Below are 23,059 nucleotides of genomic sequence, written 5' to 3' on the forward strand. Positions count from 1 at the left end.
CGTGCCGACGAACGCGCCACACGGCGCGATGGCACGAGGAGACGAATCCGCGATGGCGGACGACAGTAGCAGCGCATACCCCCGCGTCGATCTCGCCGCGGGCGGTGACGGGTCCTTCCCCGGCATGGAACGGCGTGTGCTCGAAGCCTGGGCCGCCGACGACACCTTCCGCGCGAGCATCGAGATCCGTTCCGGCGTGAGCGCCGCCGACGACACCGGCCTGAGCGCCGATGACAGCACCGGCCTGAGCGCCGACAGCGCCGGCGTGACACCTGCCGACGAGTTCGTGTTCTACGACGGACCGCCGTTTGCCAATGGTCTGCCGCATTACGGTCATCTGCTCACCGGATATGTCAAGGATCTGGTTCCGCGATTCCAGACGATGCGCGGTAAGCGTGTCGATCGGCGTTTCGGCTGGGACTGTCACGGATTGCCCGCGGAAATCGAAGCGGAAAAGCAGCTCGGTATCACGGACAAATCACAGATCGAGGCGATGGGGCTGGCGGAATTCAATGCCGCCTGTAAATCCTCGGTACTGCGGTACACCGGTGAATGGCGCGACTACGTCACCAGGCAGGCGCGCTGGGTCGACTTCGACAACGACTACAAGACCCTCGACCGCGACTTCATGGAGTCGGTCATGTGGGCGTTCAAGTCGCTGCACGACAAGGGCCTGATCTACCAGGGCTTCCGGGTGCTGCCCTACAGCTGGTACGAGCAGACGCCGCTGTCGAATCAGGAGACCCGCCTCGACGACGCCTACAAGATGCGCCAGGATCCGGCGGTCACCGTCGACATGGCGCTCTCGGTGCCCGAAGACCATCCGCTGCGCGACCTCGACGGCGCGAACGCCCTGATCTGGACCACCACGCCGTGGACGCTGCCGTCCAACTTGGCGATCGCGGTCCACCCGGATGTGCGCTACGTGCAGTTGCGCGGCGCCGACGGCAAGCGGTACGTGCTCGCCGCCGAGCGGGTCGGGCACTACGCGCGGGAATTCGGCGAGGCACCGGAAGTGCTCGGCGAATACGACGGCGCGGCGCTGGCCGGGCTGTCCTACGCGCCGCCGTTCGACTTCTTCCTCGGGCATCCGAACGCGCACCGGGTGCTGACCGCCGACTACGTGACCACCGACTCCGGCACCGGAATCGTGCACCTCGCGCCCGCCTTCGGCGAGGAGGACATGGAGGTGGCCTCGGCCAACGGCATCGAGATCGTGCAGCCGCTCGATCCCGGCGGCAAGTTCACCTCGATGGTGCCGCCCTACGAGGGGCTGATGGTCTTCGACGCGAATCCGGTGATCATCAAGGACCTCAAGGCCGCCGGAAAGCTGTTGCGCCACGAGACGATCGAGCACTCGTACCCGCACAGCTGGCGGTCCGGGCAGCCGCTGATCTACATGGCGGTGCCGTCCTGGTTCGTGGCGGTGACGAAGTTCCGCGACCGGATGGTCGAGCTGAACAAGCACATCACCTGGGTGCCCGAGCACATCCGCGACGGTCAGTTCGGCAAGTGGCTCGAGGGCGCGCGGGACTGGAATATCAGCCGCAACCGCTACTGGGGCAGCCCGATCCCGGTGTGGGTGTCCGACGATCCGGCCTATCCGAGGGTGGACGTGTACGGGTCGCTCGACGAACTCGAACGCGATTTCGGGGTGCGGCCGACCGACCTGCACCGGCCGATGATCGACGAACTCACCCGCCCGAACCCGGACGATCCGACGGGCGCGGCGACCATGCGCCGGGTTCCCGAGGTGCTCGACTGCTGGTTCGAGTCGGGTTCGATGCCGTATGCCCAGGTGCACTACCCGTTCGAGAACAAGCAGTGGTTCGACTCGCACTTCCCCGGCGATTTCATCGTCGAGTACAACGGGCAGACCCGCGGCTGGTTCTACACCCTGCACGTGCTCTCGACCGCGCTGTTCGACAGTCCGGCGTTCAAGACCGTCGCCGCGCACGGCATCGTGCTCGGCGACGACGGGCTGAAGATGTCGAAGTCCAAGGGCAACTACCCGGATGTGAACGAGGTGTTCGACCGCGACGGTTCCGACGCGATGCGCTGGTTCCTGATGAGTTCGCCGATCCTGCGCGGCGGCAATCTCATCGTGACCGAGCGCGGCATCCGCGAGGGGATCGGCCACGCGCTGCGCCCGCTGTGGAACGCGTGGACCTTCCTGCAGCTCTACGCGTCGACGCCGGGCACGTGGCGCACGGACTCGCCGAATGTCCTCGACCGCTACATCCTGGCGAAACTCGCGGCGACCAGGGACGTCATGACCGACGCGCTGGAGTCCTACGACATCGCGGGCGCCTGTGAGGAGTTGCGCTCGTTCGCCGACGCGCTGACCAACTGGTATGTGCGCCGGTCGCGTTCGCGCTTCTGGTCCGAGGACCGCGACGCGGTGGACACCCTGCACACGGTGCTCGAGGTGGTCACCCGGTTGTCGGCGCCGCTGCTGCCGCTGATCTCGGAGGTGATCTGGCGCGGGCTCACCGGTGAGCGCTCGGTGCACCTGGCCGACTGGCCGGAGAAGGGCGAACTGCCGGTGGACGAGGAACTCGTCGCCGCCATGGACGAAGTGCGCACGGTGTGCTCGACGGTGCTGAGCCTGCGCAAGGCACAGAATCTGCGGGTGCGGCTGCCGCTGTCGGAGGTCACCATCGCGGCGGCCGACGCGCGGCGGTTGACGCCCTACGCCGACATCATCGCCGACGAGGTGAACGTGAAGAAGGTGGACCTGACCACCGATGTCGCGGTGCACGGGCGCTTCGAGCTCGCGGTGAACGCCAGGGCGGCCGGTCCTCGGCTCGGCAAGGATGTGCAGACGGTCATCAAGGCGGTCAAGGCGGGGCAGTGGTCCGAGGACGCCGACGGTGTGGTCAGCGCAGCGGGCATCACCCTGCTGCCCGAGGAGTACACCCAGCGGTTGGTGGCCGCCGAACCCGATTCCACCGCGGCGCTGCCCGGCAATGCCGGGTTGGTGGTGCTGAATTCGGAGGTCACCGAAGAGTTGGCGGCCGAGGGATGGGCGCGCGACCTGATCCGTGATCTCCAGGAGACGCGCAAGTCGCTGGGTCTCGATGTCTCCGACCGTGTTTCGGTGGTGCTCGGGGTGCCGGAGGATCGCGCGGCGTGGGCGCGTACGCATCGGGATCTGATCGCGGGCGAGATCCTGGCCACCGAGCTGACTTTCGGTGATCCGGGGGGCGAGGCCGCCGAAATCGTCGGGGGTGTGAAGGTTTCGGTCGCGAAGGTGTGAGTGGGGCGTCGGGACGGGTGGTGGCCCGTCCCGGCATCGCACGTTGGCGCGGCCGTGCGTCGGGTGGTTGCCGCAGGCAGGCCCAGTTGCGCATCGTCTCGAACGCTGGGACGCGAGACGGCCGCGAACCGTCGCTCGTCGGGCTCGGTTCCGACGGGCTGGGGTAGGCGGGGCCGCACTTCTCTGTGATCAGGGTCACATGCTGGAAATTTGCTGAAAACGTACCGTTCCGCTTCGTCTCCCGTCACACTTTCTATGACTGTTGTCAGGCGCGTATACCGTCCGACCAGTTCGTGATCGGCGAGATTGTCCTGTGTGAACCGCGTCAGACGCCGGATCCGCCGGTGCCCGACGCGCTGTGGTCTTGCGGCTCGACCCCCGATGAACTCGGAGGGATGCCGCGCGTTGGCGGGCCGTCCGTGGGCGGCCATCAGCTGGGCACAGTGAGGGGCGAGCACGTGAACAGGAAACCGTTACGTCGGATGCTCTTCGGCATCGTCATCTCCACCGCGGCCACCCTGGCATTGGCCGGGCCCGCTTGGTCGGACAACGGAAACGTCGCGGGCAGCGTCGGCTCCGGCTCGGGTTCGGGAGGGTTGAGCGGCGGAAGTTCCAGCGGCTCGGCCGTACTCCCGATACCGAGCGTCGCCGGACTCGGCGCGTTGGCCGCCGCGACGACACAGGTCGGCAAGCCCTACGAATGGGGCGGTGTCGGGCCGAATTCGTGGGACTGCTCCGGGCTCGTGCAGTGGGCGTTCCGCCAGGTCGGGGTGAGTCTGCCGCGCACCACCTGGCAGCAGGCCACGGTCGGCGCCAGGGTGCCGTTCGCGGCGCTCTCGCCCGGCGACGTGGTCGTGCTCAACAGCGACGGCTCGCACGTCGGCATCTACGCGGGCCTCGGACAGGTGCTCAACGCCTTCGACTGGGGCGTCCCGGTCGGATTGACACCGCTGAGCTACTTCGACATCTACACCATCCGCCGTTTCTGATCGGCGCGCTCCGATTCCGCCGTCTCGATCGGCGTTCTTCCGATCGGCGCGGTCTGATCGGCGCGGTATCGATCGCCATGGTTCGGACGGCCGTCGCACGGGCCGCAATACGGTTTCGAACGATGTCGTCACGACCGCCGCGACCCCGGTGCGGAGCGTCCTCGGCTCCGCACCCGGGGGCACCGGTCAGCCCGGTTCGACCAGTTGGCGCAGGCGCGGCCCGTAGTCGGGATGGGCGAGCGCCGAGGCGAACTGGGCGACCAAGTAGTCGGCCGGATTGCCGGTGTCGTACCAGCGGCCGCGGATGACCTGCCCGAACACCGGATGCTCCGAGGCGTGCACGTTGATGGCGTCGGTGAGGTAGACCTCGCCCTCACGATGCTCGTACCAGCGCTCGGTCTGGCGACGCAGTTCCTCGATGATCCCCGGCGTCACCACATAACCGCCGATCGCGGCGAAATTCGACGGCGCGTCCTCGGGTTTGGGCTTCTCGCGCAGGCCGGTGATGCGCAGCAGGCCGTCGCCGCGGTCGTCGGCGACGACCGGAACGCCGTAGCGGTGGGATTCGGCGGGGTCCATCGGCATCAGCGCCAAGACCGGCGCTTCGGTGGCCTCGTAGGCGTCGATCAGCTGCTGTGCCCTCGGCACGGCGGCGACGAAGACGTCGTCGGGCCAGAGCACGAGCATCGGTTCGTCGCCGAGATTGCGCGCGGCGTTGAGCACCGGCGTGCCGTTGCCGTAGGGGCCGTGCTGGTCGAGGTAGGTGATGTGGCCGAGCCTGGACAGTTCGCCGACCTCTTCGACGGCGTCGGCGAAGGCGGTCTTGCCGTCCGCGCGCAGCTGCGCGACCAGCGCGGGATTGGGGCGGAAGTGGTCCTGGATCAACGACTTGCCGCCGCTGACGACGATGGTGATGTCGGTGATGCCCGAGGCGACCAGTTCGCGCACGGTGTGTTCGATGACCGGCTTGTCGCCGACCGGCAGCATCTCCTTCGGGATGGCCTTGGTCAGGGGGAGGAGCCGGGAGCCGATTCCGGCGGCCGGGATGACGGCCTTGCGGATCTTCATCGTTCGATCATCACATACGACACCGCGTGTCATGCCCGATCCCCGCTCTCGCGCGCCGTGCCGCCGCGGTCGATATCGGTCCAGGTCAGGTGGGTTTCGGGACGCGCATACTCCGGGCTGCTCGACAGCAACCGGCGGGACCGTCTCCGTTTCCTCGGACCGTTCGGCGGTGCGTCGCCCGCGAGTTCCGATGGTGCTCGACACGGTCGCGCGGCACCGGTGGGTACGGGGGTCGCGCGGGCCGCGCTGGTGGCTGATCCGCTGTTCGCGGGGTGTGCGGACCTGTCGGTGGGGCGGCGTAGATTCCCGGTCATGGTCAGCGGCACAGGGGGCGGGCGGAGGCCCGGGCACGGCGCGTGCCACCGCGTACACCGGCGCGCGGCGGGTGTCGGGGAAATTCTCAGCGAAGACACAGTGAACAGCGGTGTCGAGCGGTGAACGGTCGGGGTGCGCCGTGAATTCGGCTGTCAAGGAGCCCTACCCGCCCGAGCACGGCGCCACGGCGGCGCGGCGTTGGGTGCTGCACATCGATATGGACGCGTTCTTCGCCTCGGTGGAGCAGTTGACCCGCCCGACGCTGCGCGGCAGGCCGGTTCTGGTCGGCGGCACCGGAGCCAGGGGCGTCGTCGCGGGCGCCAGCTACGAGGCACGGGTGTTCGGCGCGCGCTCGGCCATGCCGATGCACCAGGCCAAACGGCTGGTCGGTGGCGCGGCCGTGGTCGTCCCGCCGCGCGGCGTGGTCTACGGCGTGCTGAGCGGGCGGGTCTTCGACACCTTGCGCGCCGATATCCCGGTCCTGGAGACCTTGTCCTTCGACGAGGCATTCGGCGAACCGGCCGAACTCGCGGGCGCGACGACGGCGGCGGTGCACGAGTTCTGCGCGCGGCTGCGCGCCGCCGTGCGTGCGAGCACCGGTCTGGTCGCCTCGGTCGGCGCGGGTACCGGCAAACAGTTGGCGAAGATCGCGTCCGGCCTGGCCAAGCCGGATGGCGTCCGGGTCGTATCCCCCGCCGAACAGGGTGCTCTGCTCGCGGCGCTGCCGGTGCGCAAGCTGTGGGGGATAGGTCCGGTGGCGGAGAGCAGGCTGCGCTCGCTCGGCATCGAGACCGTCGGCGCCTTCGCCGCGCTGCCCGAGGCCGAGGCGGTGTCGATTCTCGGCGGCAGCGTCGGCGCCGCGCTGCACCGGCTCGCGCGCGGCATCGACGACCGGCCGGTGGCGGAACGGGCCGAGGCCAAACAGATCAGCGCGGAGACCACCTACGAGAACGACATCGTCACCCTCGGGCAGCTGCGTCCGGCCATCGAGGCGATGGCCGCGGCCGCGCACCGGCGACTGGCCGCCGACGGCCGCGCCGCGCGCACCGTCGTGCTCAAACTGCGCAAGGCCGATATGGGCATCGTGACGAGGTCGTTCACGCTGCCCTACGCCACCGTCGATCTCGCCACCCTCACCGCCGCCGCGCAGCGCTCGGCCATCGATCCGGTCGAACTCGGCCCGGTCCGCCTGGTCGGGGTCGGCTACGGCGGCCTGTCCACGGTGCGCCAGGAATCGCTGTTCCCGGAACTGGATCGGACGCCGACCGTCGACGCGGGCGACCAGGAGCCCGAGCCGGTGCCGCCGTCGACGGTGCGCGGCCGCGATCGCGCCGACGACGGCGGGGCGCGGTGGTTTCCCGGAATGGATGTCAGCCACCCGGAATTCGGACACGGATGGGTGCAGGGCGCGGGCCACGGGGTGGTCACCGTGCGGTTCGAGACGAGCTCGACAGGGCCCGGTCCGGCGCGTACCTTCAGCGCCGACGACAACGGTCTGTCCCGAGCCGACCCGCTCGGCAGTCTCGGCTGACCGGTAGCCTGGGTGTCCGCGCGACGCCGCCCGGCCGGGTGGGCCTCGCACGACCGCATCGGGGCATCCCGCACCCGCCTACTCGAACGCAAAGGACGAGCAGTTGAAGCTTCGTAAGACTGGACGCATCGCGATCGCAGGGCTCGCCATCGCCGCCACGCTGAGCATGACCGCCTGCGGTGGCGACGACAGCAGTGATGCCAAGCCGACCAAGACGTCGACCAGCGCCAAGGCCACCGCGGCGGCGAACCTGCCCGCGGTCCCGTCCGTGGCGGAGCTGAACGCGCAGCTGCAGAAGGCACTCGACCCGTCGGTGCCCAACAGCGAGAAGATCGACATGGTGCAGGGTGTCGAGGCCGATCCCGAACTGCCGAACCGCCTGGCCGAGGCGTACAAGCAGACCAATGCCTCGGTGACGGTCACCGAGGTCACGGCCTTCGGCGACACCATCAACGCCAAGGCCAAGGTCGTGCTCAACGGCCAGGAGAACCTCGCCGACGTCCCGTTCGTCGCCGAGAACGGGAAGTGGAAGGTCCAGAAGGCGTGGGCCTGCTCCATGCTGACCGCGCTCGGCCAGCAGTCGACGGCCTGCGCCTGATCGGTGTTCCGGGAGTCCGCCCGCGCGGGGCTCCCGGTTCCGGTCCCGTCCGCGCGCCGCGGCGAAATCCGCAGGACAGGACGGGTATTCGGGTGAGGTGCGCGACAGTCCGACCTCGGCAACGAGTTTCGTTCTCAGCAAGTGCGGCTACCATCACCGTCCGTGGCTGACACGATGGTGCGGACGGGCGAGCCGTCCGCGGTGGAATCCGGACCCGGTACGGTGCGGCGCGATGCGCGCGGGGGCTGGGCTCGGCCGGTGGCGCTGATCGCCGCCCTCGTCGGCGCGCTCTGCGCGATAGCGGTGCCCTTGCTGCCGGTCCGGGTGGACGCGGCGACCCTGTCGTGGCCGCAGGCCGGTTCGGCGCGCGCCGTCGAGGCGCCGCTGGTCGCCTACGCCCCGCTGACCTACGACGCGACGATTCCGTGCGCGGCGATCACCGGACTCGCCCCGCGCGGCGGCCTGCTGACCGCGACCGCGCCCGACGGCGCACCCGATCTGGACCGATACGGATTCGTCGCCCGCGTGATCCCGGCCACGGATACGGCCACGGCCCGCTTCGACGCGGTACTGCGTGACCGCGCGCTGTTCGACCTGCCCGTCGACGCGCTCGCCCCGAACTGCGTGTTCACCGTCCACGCCGAGGCGACCTCATCCACCGCGACGCTGACCGGCGCCGAGCCGGTGCGTCTGACCGGTGACCTGCGCCCGCAACTGGTCGGCGTCTTCAGCGATCTCGCCGCCGCCGACGGCACGCGGGTCGTCGCCGAACTCGACACCCGCTTCTCCTCGACCCCCACCCCGGTCAAGCGGATCGCGCTGTGGGTCGCGGTGGCGGCGACCCTGATCGCCCTCGTCGCGCTGTTCCGCCTCGACCGGCTCGACGGGCGCGGCGCGCGGCGATTCCTGCCGCGGCGCTGGTGGAGTTTCTCGCTGGTCGACGCGGTGGTGTTCGGCACGCTCGCGATCTGGCACGTGATCGGCTCGACCACCTCCGATGACGGCTACCAGTTCGGCATGGGTCGCGCGGCGCGCGCGTCGGGGTACATGGCGAACTACTTCCGCTACTTCGGTGTGCCCGAAACCCCCATCGGCACACCGTATTACGACGTGATCGGCTGGATGTCGCAGGTCAGTGTCGCGAGTCCGTGGATGCGACTGCCCGCGTTGAGCGCGGCGGTGTTGACCTGGCTGATCATCAGCCGCGAGGTGGTGCCTCGGCTCGGCGTCGCGGTGCGCCGCGACCGGGTCGCGCTGTGGACCGGCGCGCTGGTGTTCCTCGCGGTGTGGCTGCCCTACAACAACGGCCTGCGCCCGGAACCTTATGTGGCGCTGGGTGTTCTGCTCACCTGGTGTTCGGTGGAGCGCGGTATCGCGACCCGGCGGCTGCTGCCGTTCGCGGTGGCGATCCTGATCGCGGCGTTCAGTTGCACGGCGGGTCCGCACGGGGTGATCTGCGTGGCGGCGCTGCTGGCCGGATTGCGGCCGCTGGCGCGCGCGATCGCGGCGCGGGCGCGCACCGTCGGGTGGTTGCCGCTGGTGGCGCCGTTGGGCGCGGCGGGCACGGTGGTGCTCACGGTGGCCTTCGCCGATCAGCCGCTGTCGGCGATGTTCGAGATGCGTCGGGTGCACGAGATCGCGGGCCCGAACGTGAAGTGGTATGACGAATATCTGCGCTATCAGTACCTGTTCATGAGCACGGTGGACGGTTCGGTGGCGCGACGCTTCGGCATCTTCGTGATGCTGGCCGGACTCCTCGTGTGCCTGGTGACATTGCTGCACAAGGGCGGCCGTATCCCGTCGGCCTCGCTCGGGCCGTCGCGGCGCATCATCGGCGTCACGGTGGGCGCGCTGCTGTTCATGATGACCACGCCGACGAAGTGGACCCATCATCTCGGCGTCTTCGCCGGTCTCGCGGGTGTGGTCGCGGTGCTGACCGCGGTAGCGGTCGGACCGAAGGTGATGCGCGCTCCGCGCAACCGCGCCCTGTTCGCCTCGGGTGTCGCGTTCCTGTTGGCGCTGGTGTTCTCCGGGCCGAACGGCTGGTGGTACGTGTCCGCGTACAGCATCCCGTGGTGGGACAAGCGGCCTTCGGTGGCCGGGATCGGCGTCAACCAGGTGTTCCTGCTCGCCGCGCTGGCGTTGGCGGCATTGGCCGCGTGGTGGCATGTACGCGCGCCAGGCCCCGGCATCACGCACCGGGTGACCGGGCCGGGCCGGTGGTTCACCGCGCTGCATCCGCTGACCATCGCGGCCGCGGCGCTGGTCGCCTTCGAGGTGCTGTCCTTCGCGAAGGGCGCGGTCACGCAGTATCCGGCGTTCTCGCTGGCCAGATCCAATATCGACGCGATGGCCGGGCACGAGTGCGGCCTGTCGCGGCACGTGCTCGTCGAGACCGATCCGAATGCCGGGATGCTGGCGCCGCTGTCCGGTGCCGCGGCCGCCACGCTCGCGGGCACCGGCGCCGGATTCACCCCGAACGGTGTCGCGGGCGACCTGAGCGCCGACGCGCAGGAGGGGGCGGACGCGGCGATCGCCAGTTCGGTGGACGCCGAGCCCGGCGCCGAGACCGAGACCGGAACCTCCGGCGCGGCATTGCCTTTCGGGCTCGACCCGGCGACGCCGGTGCTCGGCACCGACGGGACCACCGAACCCGCCTCGCTCACCACCGGCTGGTATCGACTGCCCGAGGGCGCCGACCGCGCAGGCCTTGTCGCGATCAGCGCGGCGGGCCGGATCAGATCCGTCGACGCCGACGGCGTCCAGACGCCGGGGCAGCCGCTCGAGATCGAGTACGGCACCTTCGACGGCGGCGTCGCCACGCCCGCGGGACGGGTCACGCCCATCGACATCGGGCCCGCGCCCTCGTGGCGCAATCTGCGGCTGCCGATCGACGAGATTCCCTCGAATGTGTCGCTGATCCGTATCGTCGCCTCCGACCGCGACCGCGATCCCAAACAGTGGCTCGCCATCACCCCGCCGCGCGTGCCGCGCACGAGCACTCTGCAACAGGTGGTCGGCGACTCCGATCCGGTACTGCTGGACTGGGCCGTCGGGCTGCAATTCCCGTGCCAGCGCCCCTTCGACCACCGCATCGGCATCGCCGAGGTGCCGAAATACCGCATCCTGCCCGACCGGGTCGGCGCACACGACACCACGCTGTGGCAGAACCACGACGGCGGCGGTCCGCTCGGCTGGACCCCGCTGCTGCTCGAGTCGACCACCATGGCGACCTACCTGAACGACGACTGGCGCCGCGACTGGGGCGAACTCCAGCGCTTCACCCGCCGCGCGCCGGACGCCGTACCCGCCCGACCCGAGGTCGTGGAACGCGCCCGCAACGGCTGGTGGACTCCGGGGCACATCAACGCGGCCTGGTAGTGGACGTCGCTCGGACCTCGGTGTGGACGCCGCCGAGTGAGTTCGGACCGGCGCGCGATGGTTGTGCGGCGCCCGCCTTCCACAGCCGAGGCGATGCCGGGCCGCAGGCGGGGTATCCCCGCTGCGCGTTGCGATTACCCGGCAGGCCCGGCCGATGTCGTTCGGCGGTCGGTTCAGGGGAGGCGGGCTTGTTCGTCGGTGTGGAGGTCCGGGTCGGGGCGAGCGGGGCGGCCGCGCAGTAGGGCGTCGGCGGTGAAGACCGCGAGCGCCGCCCAGATCAGGGCGAATCCGATCCAGCGCGAGGCGGGCATCGGTTCGTGGACGACGGCTACGCCCCAGGCCATCTGGAGCGCGGGGGTCAGGTATTGCAGGATGCCCATGGTGGACAGTGCGACGCGCTGGGAGGCGATGGCGAACAGCAGCAGCGGCACCAGCGTCACCGGGCCGGTGGCGGCCATCAGCGCGGTGTGCGCGGGTGTGGCGCCGAATGTGCCGGTGCCGAGCGCGGCGGTGACGGCGAGGAAGGCGAGGGCGAACGGCGCGGCGACGAGCCCTTCGGCGGCGATGCCGCGCAGCGCGTCGAGCGGGATGATCTTCTTCACCAGGCCGTAGAGCGCGAAGGAGCAGGCCAGCGCGAGCGCGATGATCGGCGGGCGGCCGTAGTCGACGGTCAGCACGGCGACCGCGAGCGCGCCGAGTCCGAGGGCGCCCCATTGCGCGCGGCGCAGTCGTTCCCGGAAGATGGCGACCGCGAAGGTGACCGTCACCAGCGGGTTCACGAAATAGCCGAGGGCGCATTCCACGACGTGGCCCGAGCTCACCCCGTAGACGTAGGTTCCCCAGTTCACCGAGATCGCGGCCGACGCCGCGGCCGCCAGCCACCAGGTACGTTTCGCGATGCCGCGCAGTTCGCGCAGGCGACCGCCGATGGTGAGCACGATCAGGACCAGGAGCAGCGTCCAGACGATGCGCTGGGCGACGATCTCGGCGGGATCCGCGAAATGGAGCAGGCCGAAGAACGCCGGAAACAGCCCCCAGATCAGGAAAGCGCTCGTACCGAATACAACACCGGGGACCGCCGTGATTCGCCGCACCGGTCTCAGATTACTTCGCTCCGAGACTTATCACAGACCGTCCGGTCGGTCTGGGGATACTCGAGCGCGACCCCGCGCGACACGATCTAGGCTGGCAGCCATGTCGATAACCGTGCAGGCGTCGAGCGCCAGCGGACTCACCGCCGAGCAGGTCGAGCAGCGCCGCGCCGACGGCCGCACCAACGACGTGCCGGACCGCGCGAGCCGCTCGGTGCGAGATATCGTCCGCGCCAACGTCTTCACCAGGATCAACGCCATCCTCGGCGTGCTCTTCGTGCTCGTGCTCGCCACCGGATCGATCATCGACGGCATGTTCGGCCTGCTCATCGTCGCCAACAGCGCGGTCGGCATCATCCAGGAGATCAGGGCCAAGCGCACCCTGGACCGGCTCGCCATCGTCGGCCAGGCCAAACCCACCGTGCGCAGGGACGGCGCGTCCGCCCAGATCGCCCCGCGCGAGGTGGTGCTCGACGATCTGATCGAACTCGGACCGGGCGATCAGATCGTCGTGGACGGCGTCGTCGAGGAATCCGCGCTGCTCGAGGTGGACGAATCGCTGCTCACCGGCGAGGCCGATCCGGTCGACAAGCCGATCGGCGCACAGGTGATGTCGGGCAGCTACGTGGTCTCCGGCAGCGGCGCCTACCGAGCCACCAAGGTCGGCAAGGACGCCTACGCGGCGCGGCTGGCCGATGAGGCCAGCAAGTTCACCCTCGTGAAATCGGAACTGCGCAGCGGTATCGACACCATCCTCAAGGTCATCACCTACCTGTTGATCCCGGCGGGCGCGCTCAGCATCTACAACCAGCTCGTCTCCAGCGGGGAGAGCTGGCGACCCGCGGTCACCGGCATGGTCGCCGCATTGGTGCCGATGGTGCCCGAGGGGTTGGTGCTGATGACTTCGGTGGCCTTCGCCGTCGGCGTGGTTCGGCTCGGGCAGCGCAAATGCCTGGTGCAGGAACTGCCCGCCATCGAAGGGCTGGCCAGGGTCGACGTGGTCTGCGCCGACAAGACCGGCACGCTCACCGAGAACGGCATGCGCCTGTCGGAGATCAGGGCGCTCGGTGAGTTCGACGAGACCGAGGTGCGCACCGCCGCGGCCGCGCTGGCTGCCGACGATCCGCGCCCGAACGCCAGCGTGCAGGCCATCGGCGAAGGACTCGGCGCCGGACCCGGTTGGGCGAGTACGGCGGTCGCGCCGTTCTCCTCGGCGAAGAAGTGGAGCGGCATCTCCTACGGCGAGCACGGCGACTGGTTGCTCGGCGCCCCCGACGTGCTGCTCGACCCCGACTCCACGGACGCGCGCCTGGCCGAGGAACTCGGCTCGTCGGGGCTGCGCATCCTGCTGCTCGCCCGCGGCGACCGCCCGGTCGACGCGGCCGACGCGCCCGGCGTCGTTCGGCCGGCCGCGCTGGTGGTGCTCGAACAGAAGATCCGCCCCGACGCCGGGCAGACGCTCGACTACTTCGCCGAGCAGAACGTCTCCATCAAGGTGATCTCCGGCGACAACGCCGTCTCGGTGGGCGCGGTCGCCAGTTCACTGCGCCTGCCCGGCGGCGAACACGCCGTCGATGCCCGCGAATTGCCGTCGGACCAAGCGGAATTGGCCGATGTGCTGGAGCGCGAGACGACCTTCGGCCGGGTGCGCCCCGATCAGAAGCGCGCCATGGTGGCGGCGCTGCAATCACGCGGCCACACCGTGGCCATGACCGGCGACGGCGTGAACGACGTGCTGGCGCTGAAGGATTCCGATATCGGCGTGGCGATGGGGTCGGGCAGCCCGGCCACCCGCGCGGTGGCGCAGATCGTGTTGCTGGACAACAAGTTCGCGACCCTGCCCTACGTGGTCGGCGAGGGTCGCCGGGTGATCGGCAATATCGAGCGGGTCTCGAACCTGTTCCTCACCAAGACGGTGTACTCGGTGCTGCTCGCCTTCCTGATCGGGGTGGCCGGCGTCGGCTCGCAGATCTTCGACTACGAACCGATCGGCTATCCGTTCCTGCCCCGCCACGTCACGATCGCGGCCTGGTTCACCATCGGTATCCCGGCCTTCATCCTGTCGCTGGCTCCGAACAACGAGCGCGCCCGCACCGGATTCGTCGGCCGCGTCATGCGTCTGGCCATACCGTCGGGCGTCGTCATCGGCGTGGCGACCTTCGTCGCCTACCTGATCGCCTACCAGGGACCCGACGCCACCGAAGAGCAGAAGGTGCAGGCGGGCACCACCGCGCTCATCACCCTGATCATGATCGCGGTGTGGGTGCTCGCGATCGTGGCGCGGCCGTACGTGTGGTGGAAGGTCGTACTCGTCGGCGCGTCCGTCGCGGCCTACATCCTGTTGTTCACGGTGCCGTTCACCCGCGAGTTCTTCAAACTCGACCCGTCGAACGCCGGCTACACCACCGCCGCTTTCATCTGCGGCGGTGTGGGGATCGTGCTGGTCGAAATCGCCTGGTGGGTCAGCGCTTACCTGCGGGGCGACAAACGCGGACTGGTCCCGGCATCGCCGGGCGGCAGCGCCTGACGTTCAGGCGGGATGGGCCGCACGCTCAGGCGGGAAGGGCTCGTTCAGGCGGGAAGGGCGAAACGTTCAGGCGGGAAGCGCGGCGGGCCGGGCGAGTTGCTCGGCGCCGTGGTAGAAGTAGCGCCCGAGTCCGACGGTGAACACCAGCATCCCGTACAGCGCGTGTTCGGCCGAGGCGGTGAACAGCGAGCGGGTCCGCAGATAGCGGGTGGCGAAGATCCAGCCGCCGACACCGCTGGCGGCCACCGAGAACCAGTTGCCGAAGATGATGTGGACGTAGCCGAAGGCCGCGGCGCTGGCCGCGATCATCCCCCTGCCTGTGCCGAATACCGGTGCGTAGCGGTGGAACAGGAAGGACCGGAACACCACTTCCTGCGGGTACACGCTGAACAGGGGGTAGAACACCATCACCGCCGCCCACAGTCGCGCGTCGCGGCGCGGCAGGTCGAACAGGTCCTCGCGGCGGGTGACCGCGACGGCGGTGGTGAGGGCGAGCGCTGTGGCGCCCGCCGCGACGGCCATCGACGGCGCCTCCGACGACAAAGTCTTCCTGCGCCACAGGGTTTCGCGGTCGAAATCGGGTGCGCGGCGCAGATATACCGTGGCGGCCGAGGCCAGCACCAGCAGCGCCGGAATCGGTGAGCGCCCGCGCGCCACCGTGCGGTACACCGTTGTCCCGCCGTAGAACAGCGCCGCGTATTCGGCGGCCAAGTACGCCCGCCGCCACGATGGATTCCGCCACGATGGATTCCGCACGGCGCGCCACGGTCGAACCGTCATGACGCCCACCTTAGCCGGGCACCAGTCGCGGTGCCAGGCCGCCAAAACCGAAAAAACGCACTGTCCCACCGGTTTCAGCCCGGTGGACCACCACACCACGGTCCACTCGAAGGTTCGCGGCCGTCTCGCGTCCCAGCGGTCGAGACAATGCGACGAAGGAGCAAGTATCGACCGCTGGGACGCGAGACCCAAAGGGCCGCGAACCCGCGGCGCCGAAGGCGCCGCCATGAACACAGCTGTGGCACAACTGGATACGAATCTCGTACCCTGGAGAGGCAGGCGCGGGTTTGGGGGAGTGAGTCCGATGAAACGTTTTCTGATCGCGATCGTGGCGCTCGTTCTCACGTTCTCGGTGCTCGACTACGCCCGTTCCGACGATTTCAACGGATTCGTCGTGCTTGCAGGCATCATCGCGGCGTTCATGCTGATCCGGCACGTCATGGGGTAGACGGAGTTTCAGCGGCCGAAGGTGCGCGCGGTGGCGAGGGTGGTGATGCGGTCCTCGTTGCCGGTGTCGCGCACTTCCACCCGAGCCAGACCCGACTGTAGGTTCGCCCGCGCGATCACCGGCCCGACGCGCGCGGCGAGCAGGTAGCGCAGCGCCAGCGAGCTGAGCGTGTCGCCGGGGGCGAGCGAAAGCACGGCCTCCTCGGCGGCGAGTGCGATGAGTCCGCCGTTGATGGTGTTCGAGGCGTTGAGCCCTTCGGCCGTGCGCGGCATCAGCACCGTGCCGGGGGATACGCGCTCGCAGCACGCGCGTTCGGCCAGCGGCAGTGGCAGGTGGTAGCCGGAGTGCGGCATCTCGATGCTGAGCTGCGGCGGCAGTTGGAGATCCGGATTCGGGGCGACCATGAAGGAGGCGGCGCCGAAGGCGATCGGTTCGCCGTCGACGGTGAAGTCGAATTCGGCGGCGAAGACCGACCGGCCGACCTTCACCGTGCGGCCAACCGCGTGCACCGTCCCCGAACTCGGCGCGGGCCGGTACAGGTTGACGTCGAGTTCGAGGGTGACCGGCACCCGAGGACCCATCACCAGCGAAGCCAGCAGACCGGCGACCATATCGGCCCAGGTCGCGATGACGGAGGCGCGCAGGACGGCGGTGCCGGGGACGTGCATCTCGGGGGTGATCTCGGCGCGGCCGTGCAGTTCGTCGCCGACCCGCCGGGTGGCGAATCCCAGTTCCTGCACGATACGCGCGCGTTCGTTCAATCCGCTCGACGAGATCGTCACGGTCGTTCCTCCTGCTCACCACCCGCGATCGGACTTCGACCGACCGCGAGCAGCCTTATAGCTCACGTTCTCGAAATCGAGAACGCAATTTCGACCATAGCGGCACCGATCCGGTCGCGGACGCCGCCCGTCGGTGATGACGGACACAGCCGACCAGCGGCGATGCGGCGGGCGGAACCGGCTGGGCCGAGCAGGCGACTCAGGCTCGAGCCGCGGTCGGGCGTACCCAGCGACGCAGCGCGTCCACGGTGGTCTCGGGAGAGGAGTTGAAGCACAGGCGGATACCGGGAGTGGCCTCGAGCAGCACGTTCACCAGGCGCTCGAAGAGCAGGGTGTGCTCGACGGCCGTGCGGACGCCCGCGCCGATCATCGCCACCCGGAAGGTCCCCGCGCCGAGATGTTCGCGCACGACCGCCTCGGCCGCATCGGGATCGGCGGATACCTGACACGTGCTGACATCGAATCCCGCCTCGCGCAGCAACGCCGTACCCGCCGCGATGCGCGCGGTCAAGGTCGCTTCGTCGATGCCGGGATGCTTGCTGTAGTCCACCGCGCTCGGATGCAATCCGATCGAAAGCACGGTCGAGGTGTTCGCTTCCGGCGCACCGGAATCGTCTGTGGTCACGTATCCATCTTGCCCGCGGATCGGGGTGCGAGCGGGGTCGTGAATTCAGGATTCGGGAATCGGGCCGGTGTCGGGGCCGGGCAGCGCTCGATCCCGGTAGGACGGGAGCAGCGGAACCACCGCGAAACCGCCCGCGACGGCGTCCGCGGGCAGCGCCTGGACCGCGCGGACATCCGGATTCGCGGTGAGGGACGCCAGTCGCGACAGCCGGGCGCGCACCACGAGTCCGACCGCGCAGGCGCAATAGGCGCGTAGCCGGTCGATGGACAGCGTCAGCACCCGGCGGTAGCGGTCGTCGGCTCCGTCGAGCTGGGACGTCAGCTGCCAAGCCGCTGCCTCGGCGGAACGCACCGCGACCTGCGCACCCTCCGGCACCTGAACCGCGACTACGGGAGTCTGCACATCCGGGACGGGCACCCGATACAGCGCCTGCGCGATGCGCACCCCGCCTGCCAGATCAGGAAGGCGCTGCGGGCGCGCCTCCTCGGTGAACGACACCAGTGCCCAGTGCTCGTCGGAATCGCCTGCCGCCGCACCGGTCAGCGAATTCGCCGCTTCCGCAAGGTAATCGGCAACCGGCTGACCGTATTCCGGGCCGAGTCGATCGGTCGAGATACCCGAGGGCACGGGCGGATCGAGCGCGCCGAGCACAGCCATCAGCGTCACGATGGTCAGTGCCGCGGCACCGTAGCGGATCGGTCGAGCGACACCGCGCGCGCCGGATTCGGCACGCATCTGCGCAACCGCCGCGGTGTGCTGGTCACGCCCGATCGCCGGGGTGCCCGAGGTGGTCGGGTCGGGTTCGGGGGCGTGCTCGTCAGGCATCGCGTAGGACGCCGATTGCGTGTTCCAGGTCGGCGGGGTAGGCGCTGGTGATCTCGAGGTAGCGGCCGTCGGCTGGATGGTGGAATCCCAGGGACCTGGCGTGCAGCCATTGGCGTTGCAGTCCGAGGCGTTCGGCCAGGCGTGGGTCGGCGCCGTAGGTGAGGTCGCCGCAGCACGGGTGTCGGATCGCCGAGAAATGTACGCGGATCTGGTGGGTGCGGCCGGTTTCGAGGTGGATGTCGAGCAGGCTCGCGGCCTGGAACGCCTCGACGGTGTCGTAGTGGGTGATGCTCGGCCTGCCGTCGGCGGTGACCGCGAACTTCCAGTCGTTGCCGCGCGCGCGTCCGATGGGGGCGTCGATGGTGCCGCTGCTCGGGTCGGGATGGCCCTGCACCAGCGCGTGATAGCGCTTGTCGACGGTGCGCTGCTTGAACGCCCGTTTCAACACGGTGTAGGCGTGCTCGGACTGGGCGACCACCATGACCCCCGAGGTGCCGACGTCGAGGCGGTGCACGATGCCCTGCCGTTCGTGGGCGCCGGAGGTCGAGATGCGATAGCCCGCCGCCGCGAGCCCGCCGACCACGGTCGGACCCGACCAGCCGACCCCGGTGTGCGCCGCGACGCCGACCGGCTTGTCCACCGCGACGATGTCGTCGTCGGCGTAGAGGATCGTCATCCCCTCCACCGGCTGCGCGTCGATCGTCAATTCGCGCGCGGGCTCCGGGAATTCGACCTCGAGCCACGCGCCCGCCACCAGCCGGTCGGATTTGCCCGCCGCGATGCCGTCGAGTTGCACCGACCCCTCGGACGCGAGTTGCGCGACCGCCGTGCGCGACAGACCGAGCAGCCGCGAAAGCCCCGCGTCCACCCGCATACCGTCGAGCCCGTCCGGTACGGGCATGGTCCTGGTCTCCCTCACGCCGCGTGCTCCCGCCCGCCGCGCGTCACGGCCTCGCTTCCGGTTCCGACCCTGTCGTCGGGCTTCTTCTCGCCGCCCGTCCCGGCGTTGCCTTCGGCTCTGGTCTCGCCGTTGGTTTCGGTCTCGCCGCCCGTCCTGGCGTTGGCTTCGGTTTCGGTCTCGCCGTTGATTTCGGTCTCGCCGCCTTCGGCAGTCTCGCCTTCAGTGTTGCTGCTGCTGGGTCCGTTGTTGCCGTCGGTTCCGGAGTCGCCGTCGGTTCCGGCCGCCTTGTTGGTCGCGGCTTTGTCGTCGGCCCCGCCCTTGCCGTCGGTGCCTGCCTCCTCGTCGGTCGTGTCCTTGCCCGCGGTTCCGGTCACGCTCGGCGAGGTGTCGATTCCGGTCGCCGTCGCGCCCGTCGCGGCGGCGGCGTTCTCGTTGGTGGGCTTCCTGCCTCCCGACGGCCGACCCGCGCGCGTCCCGTCGGGTTCGAATCCGAAGACGGTCAGCGCGACCAGCAGGATCGCGCCGCACACGATGGCGGAGTCGGCCACGTTGAACACCGGCCACCAGCCGATCGCGACGAAGTCGACGACATGGCCCTGCAGCGGGCCGGGCGAGCGGAAGAGGCGGTCGGTGAGGTTGCCGAGCGCGCCGCCGAGCACCATCCCGAGTCCGATGGCCCACCACAGCGAGCGCAGGGTGCGGCCGATGCGGATGACGCCGATCACCACCGCGGCCGCGACCAGGGTGAGCAGCCAGGTCATGCCGGTGGCCATGGAGAAGGCGGCGCCGGGATTGCGCACCAGGCTCAGTCGCGCGAAGTCGCCGATGATCGACACCGGGTCGCCCGGTGTGAGTTTCGCGACGGCGATGGTCTTGGTGAGCAGGTCGAGCGCGTAGAGCACGGCCGCGACGGCGAGCAGCGTCGGCAAGCGCGACGGCGAAGGTCGACTCGGATCCGATGCCGCGGCGTCCGCGGTCGGCGAGTCGGCGCTTCGGGCGCTCGCGGCGCCCTCGGTCGCATCGGTGTTGGCGCTGTCGGCTGTGTTGTCCTCGCTCGGCGGGTCGTCACTCACCCGATCATCATCTCTCGAGCGAATCGGGCCGCTCACCGCGCCTGGCGGTGCGGGGTGTCATGGCGGCTTGCGCCGCCGGTGACCGGTATGTCCCAGCTTGCACTCAGGAAGCGGTCGTACGCTGTGCCGTGTGACGGTGTTGTCTTCCCCCCACATACCGCGCATCGCGCGCTCGGGCGCATTGCTGGTGATGCTCGCGGTCGGACTTTCGGCATTCGGTGTCGGCTGCGGTGACGACTCCGACGCGGCGGTCTCGGTCGACGGCGCCGAGCCGCTCGGCATCGGCAAGGAAGTGACGGTGCCGATTTCGGCCGCGGTCGCCTCCGTCGTGCAGCCAGGCACGGAGCCGCGCGCCCAGTTGCGGCCCCGCTACAGTGCGGGCACCCGCCAGCAGGTGACGCTACGGACCGATCACAAGATCGAACAGCAGATCAACGATCAGCCGGTGCGCGATTTCTCCACGCCATCGCTGACCATTCCGATGACCGCGAGCGCGGGCGTCGACGGCGTCGATCTGACTCTCGGCCGGGTCACCACACCCGATCCGTCGCTGAACAAGGCGCTCACCGCCGCGGGCGGATCGCACGCGGGCTTCGACTTCAGCGACGACGGCGCCATCACCGCCATGCGGATCGCACCCGCCCCCGACACCTCCAACGACGCGCGCGCGGCGCTCGAACAGGCCTTCTACCAAGCGGTCTACCGCTCGATCATGTTCCCCGACGAGCCGATCGGCGCGGGCGCGATCTGGACGGTGCACCAGGAGGTGGACGGCGGCGTCGCCCTCGACCAGGTGACCACCGCCACCCTCACCGGCGTCGACGGCGACCGCCTGACCATCGACCTGCACGTGGTGCAGAAGCCGAAGGCCGCGGTGTGGACGCTGCCCAACGGCGCGGGCGCCCTCGACATCGAGGACTACACCATGGAGGGCACCGGGACGATCACCGTCGATCTCGGTCTGCCGCTACCGGTGTCGGGCGCGATCACGGTCGGCGGGCATCAGGCGTACCGGGATCCGCGCAGCGCGAGCAACCTCCAGCAGACCATCACCACGCGGGTCACGTGGACCGAATGAGGCAGGGCGTTCTGCTGACCGCCGTCAGCGCCGCGATGCTGGCGGGGTGCGGCTCCGACAACGGGAAGGACGAGGGCTCGGGTCTGCCCGAACTCGGCCCGGTGGTGGCCGCCGCCCCGGCCACGGGGCGACCGATCACCGACGCGTCGATATTGCTCGACCGCCTGCTCGGCGACGGCGATATGCCGCCGGGCATGGAGCAGGCGCCGCGCTCGGATCTCGAGGGGACCGCCACGGTGGGCGGCGCCCATACCGATCCCGCCGCATGCGCCGCGATATTGCAGCCGTTGGCGCGCCAGCGTCCCGACGCGCTCACCCGGAACGCGGTCGGATTCAACGGGCCGAACTTCTCGAGTATCGATATCGACGCCGCGACCTATTCGAACGACAAACTCGGCTCGGCCTTCGAATCGTTCCAGCGGGTCCTGCGCGGATGCGAGCGGTATTCCGGAACCGACGCCGACAAGACCGTGATCGACTATCGGCTCGGCGCGCTGCCGCAGCCGAAGGCGGGCGACGCGTCGACGGCGTTCCAATTGCGGCTGACCAGCGAGGGATTCACGCTGGTTTCGCTGGTCGGCCTGATCCAGGTGGGCAATACGCTGGTCCAGATCTCGGTGACGGCTCCCGAGTCGGTCGATCCCGGTCTGCTCTCCGATGTCGCCGCGGCGCAGGTCCGCGCGCTGACCGCCCCGTGATCGGAACGGCGCACGGAATTCGACGCGATCATTCGAATTCCCGCTGTTCGGCGCCGCGCGGGAATAGGCTCGGACCAGGTCGATAGTCGACAATCGCCTCGATCGGAGGAATACCGATGTCCGATGTCAAACCGATTCCCGACGGATATCCGGTGGTGTCACCGGGTTTGGCGGTGGACGGCGCCGCCGCCGCGATCGATTTCTACAAGACCGTGCTCGGCGCGACCGAGCGCATGCGCATGCCGCGCCCCGACGGCAAGATCGCGCACTGCGAACTGCTGCTCGGCGAATCGGTGATCATGCTCGGCGATACCGCGCCGGAGATGGATTTCCTCGATCCGAGAACGGTCGGCGGCAGTCCCGTCAACCTGCACGTCTACGTCACCGACGCGGACGCGGCCTTCGCGGCGGCGCTGGCGGGCGGCAGCCGCGAGCTGACCCCGGTCACCAAGCAGTTCTACGGCGACCGCAGCGGTTCCTTCGAGGACCCGTGGGGACACCGTTGGACGGTGGCGACCCACGTCGAGGACGTGTCGCCGGAGGAGATGGACCGCCGGATGGCCGAACTGTTCGGCGACGCCTGAGTCCCGGCGTCGCGGCCCGCGAGTCCGATACTCGCGGGCCGGGACGCGGTCAGCCGGTCAGCCGCTGACTATCGAATCGCCCTGGACGCGAACGCTCTTGGCGGCGAGCGGGCGGGGCGCGGGGCCGCTGAGCACCGCGCCGTCCAGGCCGAACTTGCTGTTGTGGCAGCGGCAGAGGATCGCGCCGTCGGCGACCGAGGACACCTTGCAGCCCGCGTGCGTGCAGGTGCTGTCCAGCCCGACGAAGGTACCCGCGGTCGGCTGGGTGACCACTGTCGTTCCGACGATCACGCCGCCGCCGACCGGAACGTCGGCGGTCTTGGCCAGTGCGTCGGCGGGTGCGGGTGCGCCGCCGCCCGCCGCGGGCGCCGCCTGCGTGGCGGGCGCGGGTTCGGAACCGGTCTCGCCGTAGGTCGAGCACGCGGTGAGGGCGGCGGCCGCGGCCACCATGCCCGCCGCGCTCACGACGACGGTGCGGCGGTCGATGTCGCTGGTCATGGGATATC

18 protein-coding genes and 1 pseudogene are annotated in these 23,059 nt (G+C 69.6%); 10 read left to right on the forward strand and 9 right to left on the reverse strand.

All coding sequences use genetic code 11. From position 1 onward, the window contains the following. Positions 1-52: 52 nt before the first annotated feature. Both ileS and IT779_RS27980 read left to right on the forward strand, forming a co-directional pair. The gene (gene ileS / locus IT779_RS27975; RefSeq protein ID WP_196152410.1) at positions 53-3,259 is read left to right on the forward strand and encodes an isoleucine--tRNA ligase; all 3,207 of its coding nucleotides are present in this window, start codon (positions 53-55) and stop codon (positions 3,257-3,259) included. 482 nt (positions 3,260-3,741) lie between these two features. Then, the gene (locus IT779_RS27980) at positions 3,742-4,248 is read left to right on the forward strand and encodes an NlpC/P60 family protein (RefSeq protein WP_232542188.1); all 507 of its coding nucleotides are present in this window, start codon (positions 3,742-3,744) and stop codon (positions 4,246-4,248) included. A 186-nt stretch (positions 4,249-4,434) separates the two neighbouring features. On the opposite strand, the gene IT779_RS27985 is transcribed toward IT779_RS27980, so the two are convergent. Continuing rightward, positions 4,435-5,316 (reverse strand): UTP--glucose-1-phosphate uridylyltransferase, encoded by an 882-nt coding sequence (locus IT779_RS27985; protein WP_196152412.1) that lies wholly within the window; start codon positions 5,314-5,316, stop codon positions 4,435-4,437. Positions 5,317-5,848: 532 nt separating this feature from the next. Here IT779_RS27985 and IT779_RS27990 point away from each other — a divergent pair. The 3 genes from IT779_RS27990 (at position 5,849) to IT779_RS28000 (ending at position 11,141) form a co-directional block, all read left to right on the forward strand. Further along, complete coding sequence (locus IT779_RS27990; protein ID WP_196152459.1) at positions 5,849-7,162, forward strand: DNA polymerase IV; 1,314 nt, start codon at positions 5,849-5,851, stop codon at positions 7,160-7,162. A 103-nt stretch (positions 7,163-7,265) separates the two neighbouring features. Then, the gene (locus tag IT779_RS27995; RefSeq protein WP_196152413.1) at positions 7,266-7,760 is read left to right on the forward strand and encodes a hypothetical protein; all 495 of its coding nucleotides are present in this window, start codon (positions 7,266-7,268) and stop codon (positions 7,758-7,760) included. 174 nt (positions 7,761-7,934) lie between these two features. Beyond that, entirely contained in the window at positions 7,935-11,141 is a 3,207-nt protein-coding gene (locus IT779_RS28000; RefSeq protein ID WP_196152460.1) for an arabinosyltransferase domain-containing protein, read from the forward strand. A 173-nt stretch (positions 11,142-11,314) separates the two neighbouring features. Here the strand turns inward: IT779_RS28000 and rarD are convergent, their stop codons facing one another. Then, positions 11,315-12,235 (reverse strand): EamA family transporter RarD, encoded by a 921-nt coding sequence (gene rarD / locus IT779_RS28005; RefSeq protein WP_196152414.1) that lies wholly within the window; start codon positions 12,233-12,235, stop codon positions 11,315-11,317. A gap of 100 nt (positions 12,236-12,335) precedes the next feature. Here rarD and IT779_RS28010 point away from each other — a divergent pair, with 100 nt between their 5' ends. After that, entirely contained in the window at positions 12,336-14,759 is a 2,424-nt protein-coding gene (locus IT779_RS28010) for an HAD-IC family P-type ATPase (RefSeq protein WP_196152415.1), read from the forward strand. A 66-nt stretch (positions 14,760-14,825) separates the two neighbouring features. Here the strand turns inward: IT779_RS28010 and IT779_RS28015 are convergent, their stop codons facing one another. Next, a complete protein-coding gene (locus tag IT779_RS28015) occupies positions 14,826-15,539 on the reverse strand; it encodes a CPBP family intramembrane glutamic endopeptidase (protein ID WP_196152416.1) in 714 nt (237 codons plus the stop codon). 304 nt (positions 15,540-15,843) lie between these two features. Here IT779_RS28015 and IT779_RS28020 point away from each other — a divergent pair, with 304 nt between their 5' ends. Then, a complete protein-coding gene (locus IT779_RS28020) occupies positions 15,844-15,987 on the forward strand; it encodes a hypothetical protein (protein WP_196152417.1) in 144 nt (47 codons plus the stop codon). Positions 15,988-15,995: 8 nt separating this feature from the next. On the opposite strand, the gene IT779_RS28025 is transcribed toward IT779_RS28020, so the two are convergent. The 5 genes and pseudogenes from IT779_RS28025 to lspA all read right to left on the reverse strand — a co-directional run. Continuing rightward, entirely contained in the window at positions 15,996-16,769 is a 774-nt protein-coding gene (locus tag IT779_RS28025; RefSeq protein ID WP_332839004.1) for a PaaI family thioesterase, read from the reverse strand. Between the two features lie 199 nt (positions 16,770-16,968). Continuing rightward, entirely contained in the window at positions 16,969-17,394 is a 426-nt protein-coding gene (locus IT779_RS28030; RefSeq protein ID WP_196152418.1) for a hypothetical protein, read from the reverse strand. A gap of 45 nt (positions 17,395-17,439) precedes the next feature. Further along, positions 17,440-18,219 carry a hypothetical protein gene (locus IT779_RS28035; RefSeq protein ID WP_232542159.1) on the reverse strand — a complete coding sequence of 260 codons (780 nt, stop codon included), beginning with the start codon at positions 18,217-18,219 and terminating at the stop codon, positions 17,440-17,442. Then, a complete protein-coding gene (locus IT779_RS28040; RefSeq protein ID WP_196152419.1) occupies positions 18,212-19,138 on the reverse strand; it encodes an RluA family pseudouridine synthase in 927 nt (308 codons plus the stop codon). Before IT779_RS28040 ends, IT779_RS28035 begins: the two co-directional genes overlap by 8 nt. A 443-nt stretch (positions 19,139-19,581) precedes the next feature. Next, positions 19,582-20,193 (reverse strand): annotated as a pseudogene (lspA, locus tag IT779_RS28045) (signal peptidase II); the annotation flags it as partial. Positions 20,194-20,383: 190 nt separating this feature from the next. Here lspA and IT779_RS28050 point away from each other — a divergent pair. The 3 genes from IT779_RS28050 to IT779_RS28060 all read left to right on the forward strand — a co-directional run bounded on the left by IT779_RS28050 (position 20,384) and on the right by IT779_RS28060 (position 22,553). Then, the gene (locus IT779_RS28050; RefSeq protein ID WP_196152463.1) at positions 20,384-21,271 is read left to right on the forward strand and encodes a hypothetical protein; all 888 of its coding nucleotides are present in this window, start codon (positions 20,384-20,386) and stop codon (positions 21,269-21,271) included. After that, positions 21,268-21,969: a hypothetical protein gene (locus IT779_RS28055; protein WP_198428991.1), complete on the forward strand. Its 702-nt coding sequence runs from the start codon at positions 21,268-21,270 to the stop codon at positions 21,967-21,969. The genes IT779_RS28050 and IT779_RS28055 overlap by 4 nt, the downstream gene beginning before the upstream one ends. Before the next feature lie 116 nt (positions 21,970-22,085). Next, complete coding sequence (locus tag IT779_RS28060) at positions 22,086-22,553, forward strand: VOC family protein (protein WP_196152421.1); 468 nt, start codon at positions 22,086-22,088, stop codon at positions 22,551-22,553. 57 nt (positions 22,554-22,610) lie between these two features. On the opposite strand, the gene IT779_RS28065 is transcribed toward IT779_RS28060, so the two are convergent. After that, entirely contained in the window at positions 22,611-23,051 is a 441-nt protein-coding gene (locus tag IT779_RS28065; RefSeq protein ID WP_196152422.1) for a QcrA and Rieske domain-containing protein, read from the reverse strand. Positions 23,052-23,059 lie beyond the last annotated feature (8 nt).

The organism is Nocardia bovistercoris (assembly GCF_015674855.1).
Classification (GTDB): domain Bacteria; phylum Actinomycetota; class Actinomycetes; order Mycobacteriales; family Mycobacteriaceae; genus Nocardia; species Nocardia bovistercoris.

What these genes read in the sequence shown, in the direction of transcription:
- ileS (WP_196152410.1), top strand. Translation starts at nt 53, where the DNA reads ATGGCGGACGACAGTAGCAGCGCATACCCCCGCGTCGATCTCGCCGCG.
- IT779_RS27980 (WP_232542188.1), top strand. Translation starts at nt 3,742, where the DNA reads ATGCTCTTCGGCATCGTCATCTCCACCGCGGCCACCCTGGCATTGGCC.
- IT779_RS27985 (WP_196152412.1), bottom strand. Translation starts at nt 5,316, where the DNA reads ATGAAGATCCGCAAGGCCGTCATCCCGGCCGCCGGAATCGGCTCCCGG.
- IT779_RS27990 (WP_196152459.1), top strand. Translation starts at nt 5,849, where the DNA reads ATGGACGCGTTCTTCGCCTCGGTGGAGCAGTTGACCCGCCCGACGCTG.
- IT779_RS28000 (WP_196152460.1), top strand. Translation starts at nt 7,935, where the DNA reads ATGGTGCGGACGGGCGAGCCGTCCGCGGTGGAATCCGGACCCGGTACG.
- IT779_RS28010 (WP_196152415.1), top strand. Translation starts at nt 12,336, where the DNA reads ATGTCGATAACCGTGCAGGCGTCGAGCGCCAGCGGACTCACCGCCGAG.
- IT779_RS28015 (WP_196152416.1), bottom strand. Translation starts at nt 15,539, where the DNA reads ATGACGGTTCGACCGTGGCGCGCCGTGCGGAATCCATCGTGGCGGAAT.
- IT779_RS28020 (WP_196152417.1), top strand. Translation starts at nt 15,844, where the DNA reads ATGAAACGTTTTCTGATCGCGATCGTGGCGCTCGTTCTCACGTTCTCG.
- IT779_RS28035 (WP_232542159.1), bottom strand. Translation starts at nt 18,219, where the DNA reads ATGCCTGACGAGCACGCCCCCGAACCCGACCCGACCACCTCGGGCACC.
- IT779_RS28050 (WP_196152463.1), top strand. Translation starts at nt 20,384, where the DNA reads ATGCTCGCGGTCGGACTTTCGGCATTCGGTGTCGGCTGCGGTGACGAC.
- IT779_RS28055 (WP_198428991.1), top strand. Translation starts at nt 21,268, where the DNA reads ATGAGGCAGGGCGTTCTGCTGACCGCCGTCAGCGCCGCGATGCTGGCG.
- IT779_RS28060 (WP_196152421.1), top strand. Translation starts at nt 22,086, where the DNA reads ATGTCCGATGTCAAACCGATTCCCGACGGATATCCGGTGGTGTCACCG.
- IT779_RS28065 (WP_196152422.1), bottom strand. Translation starts at nt 23,051, where the DNA reads ATGACCAGCGACATCGACCGCCGCACCGTCGTCGTGAGCGCGGCGGGC.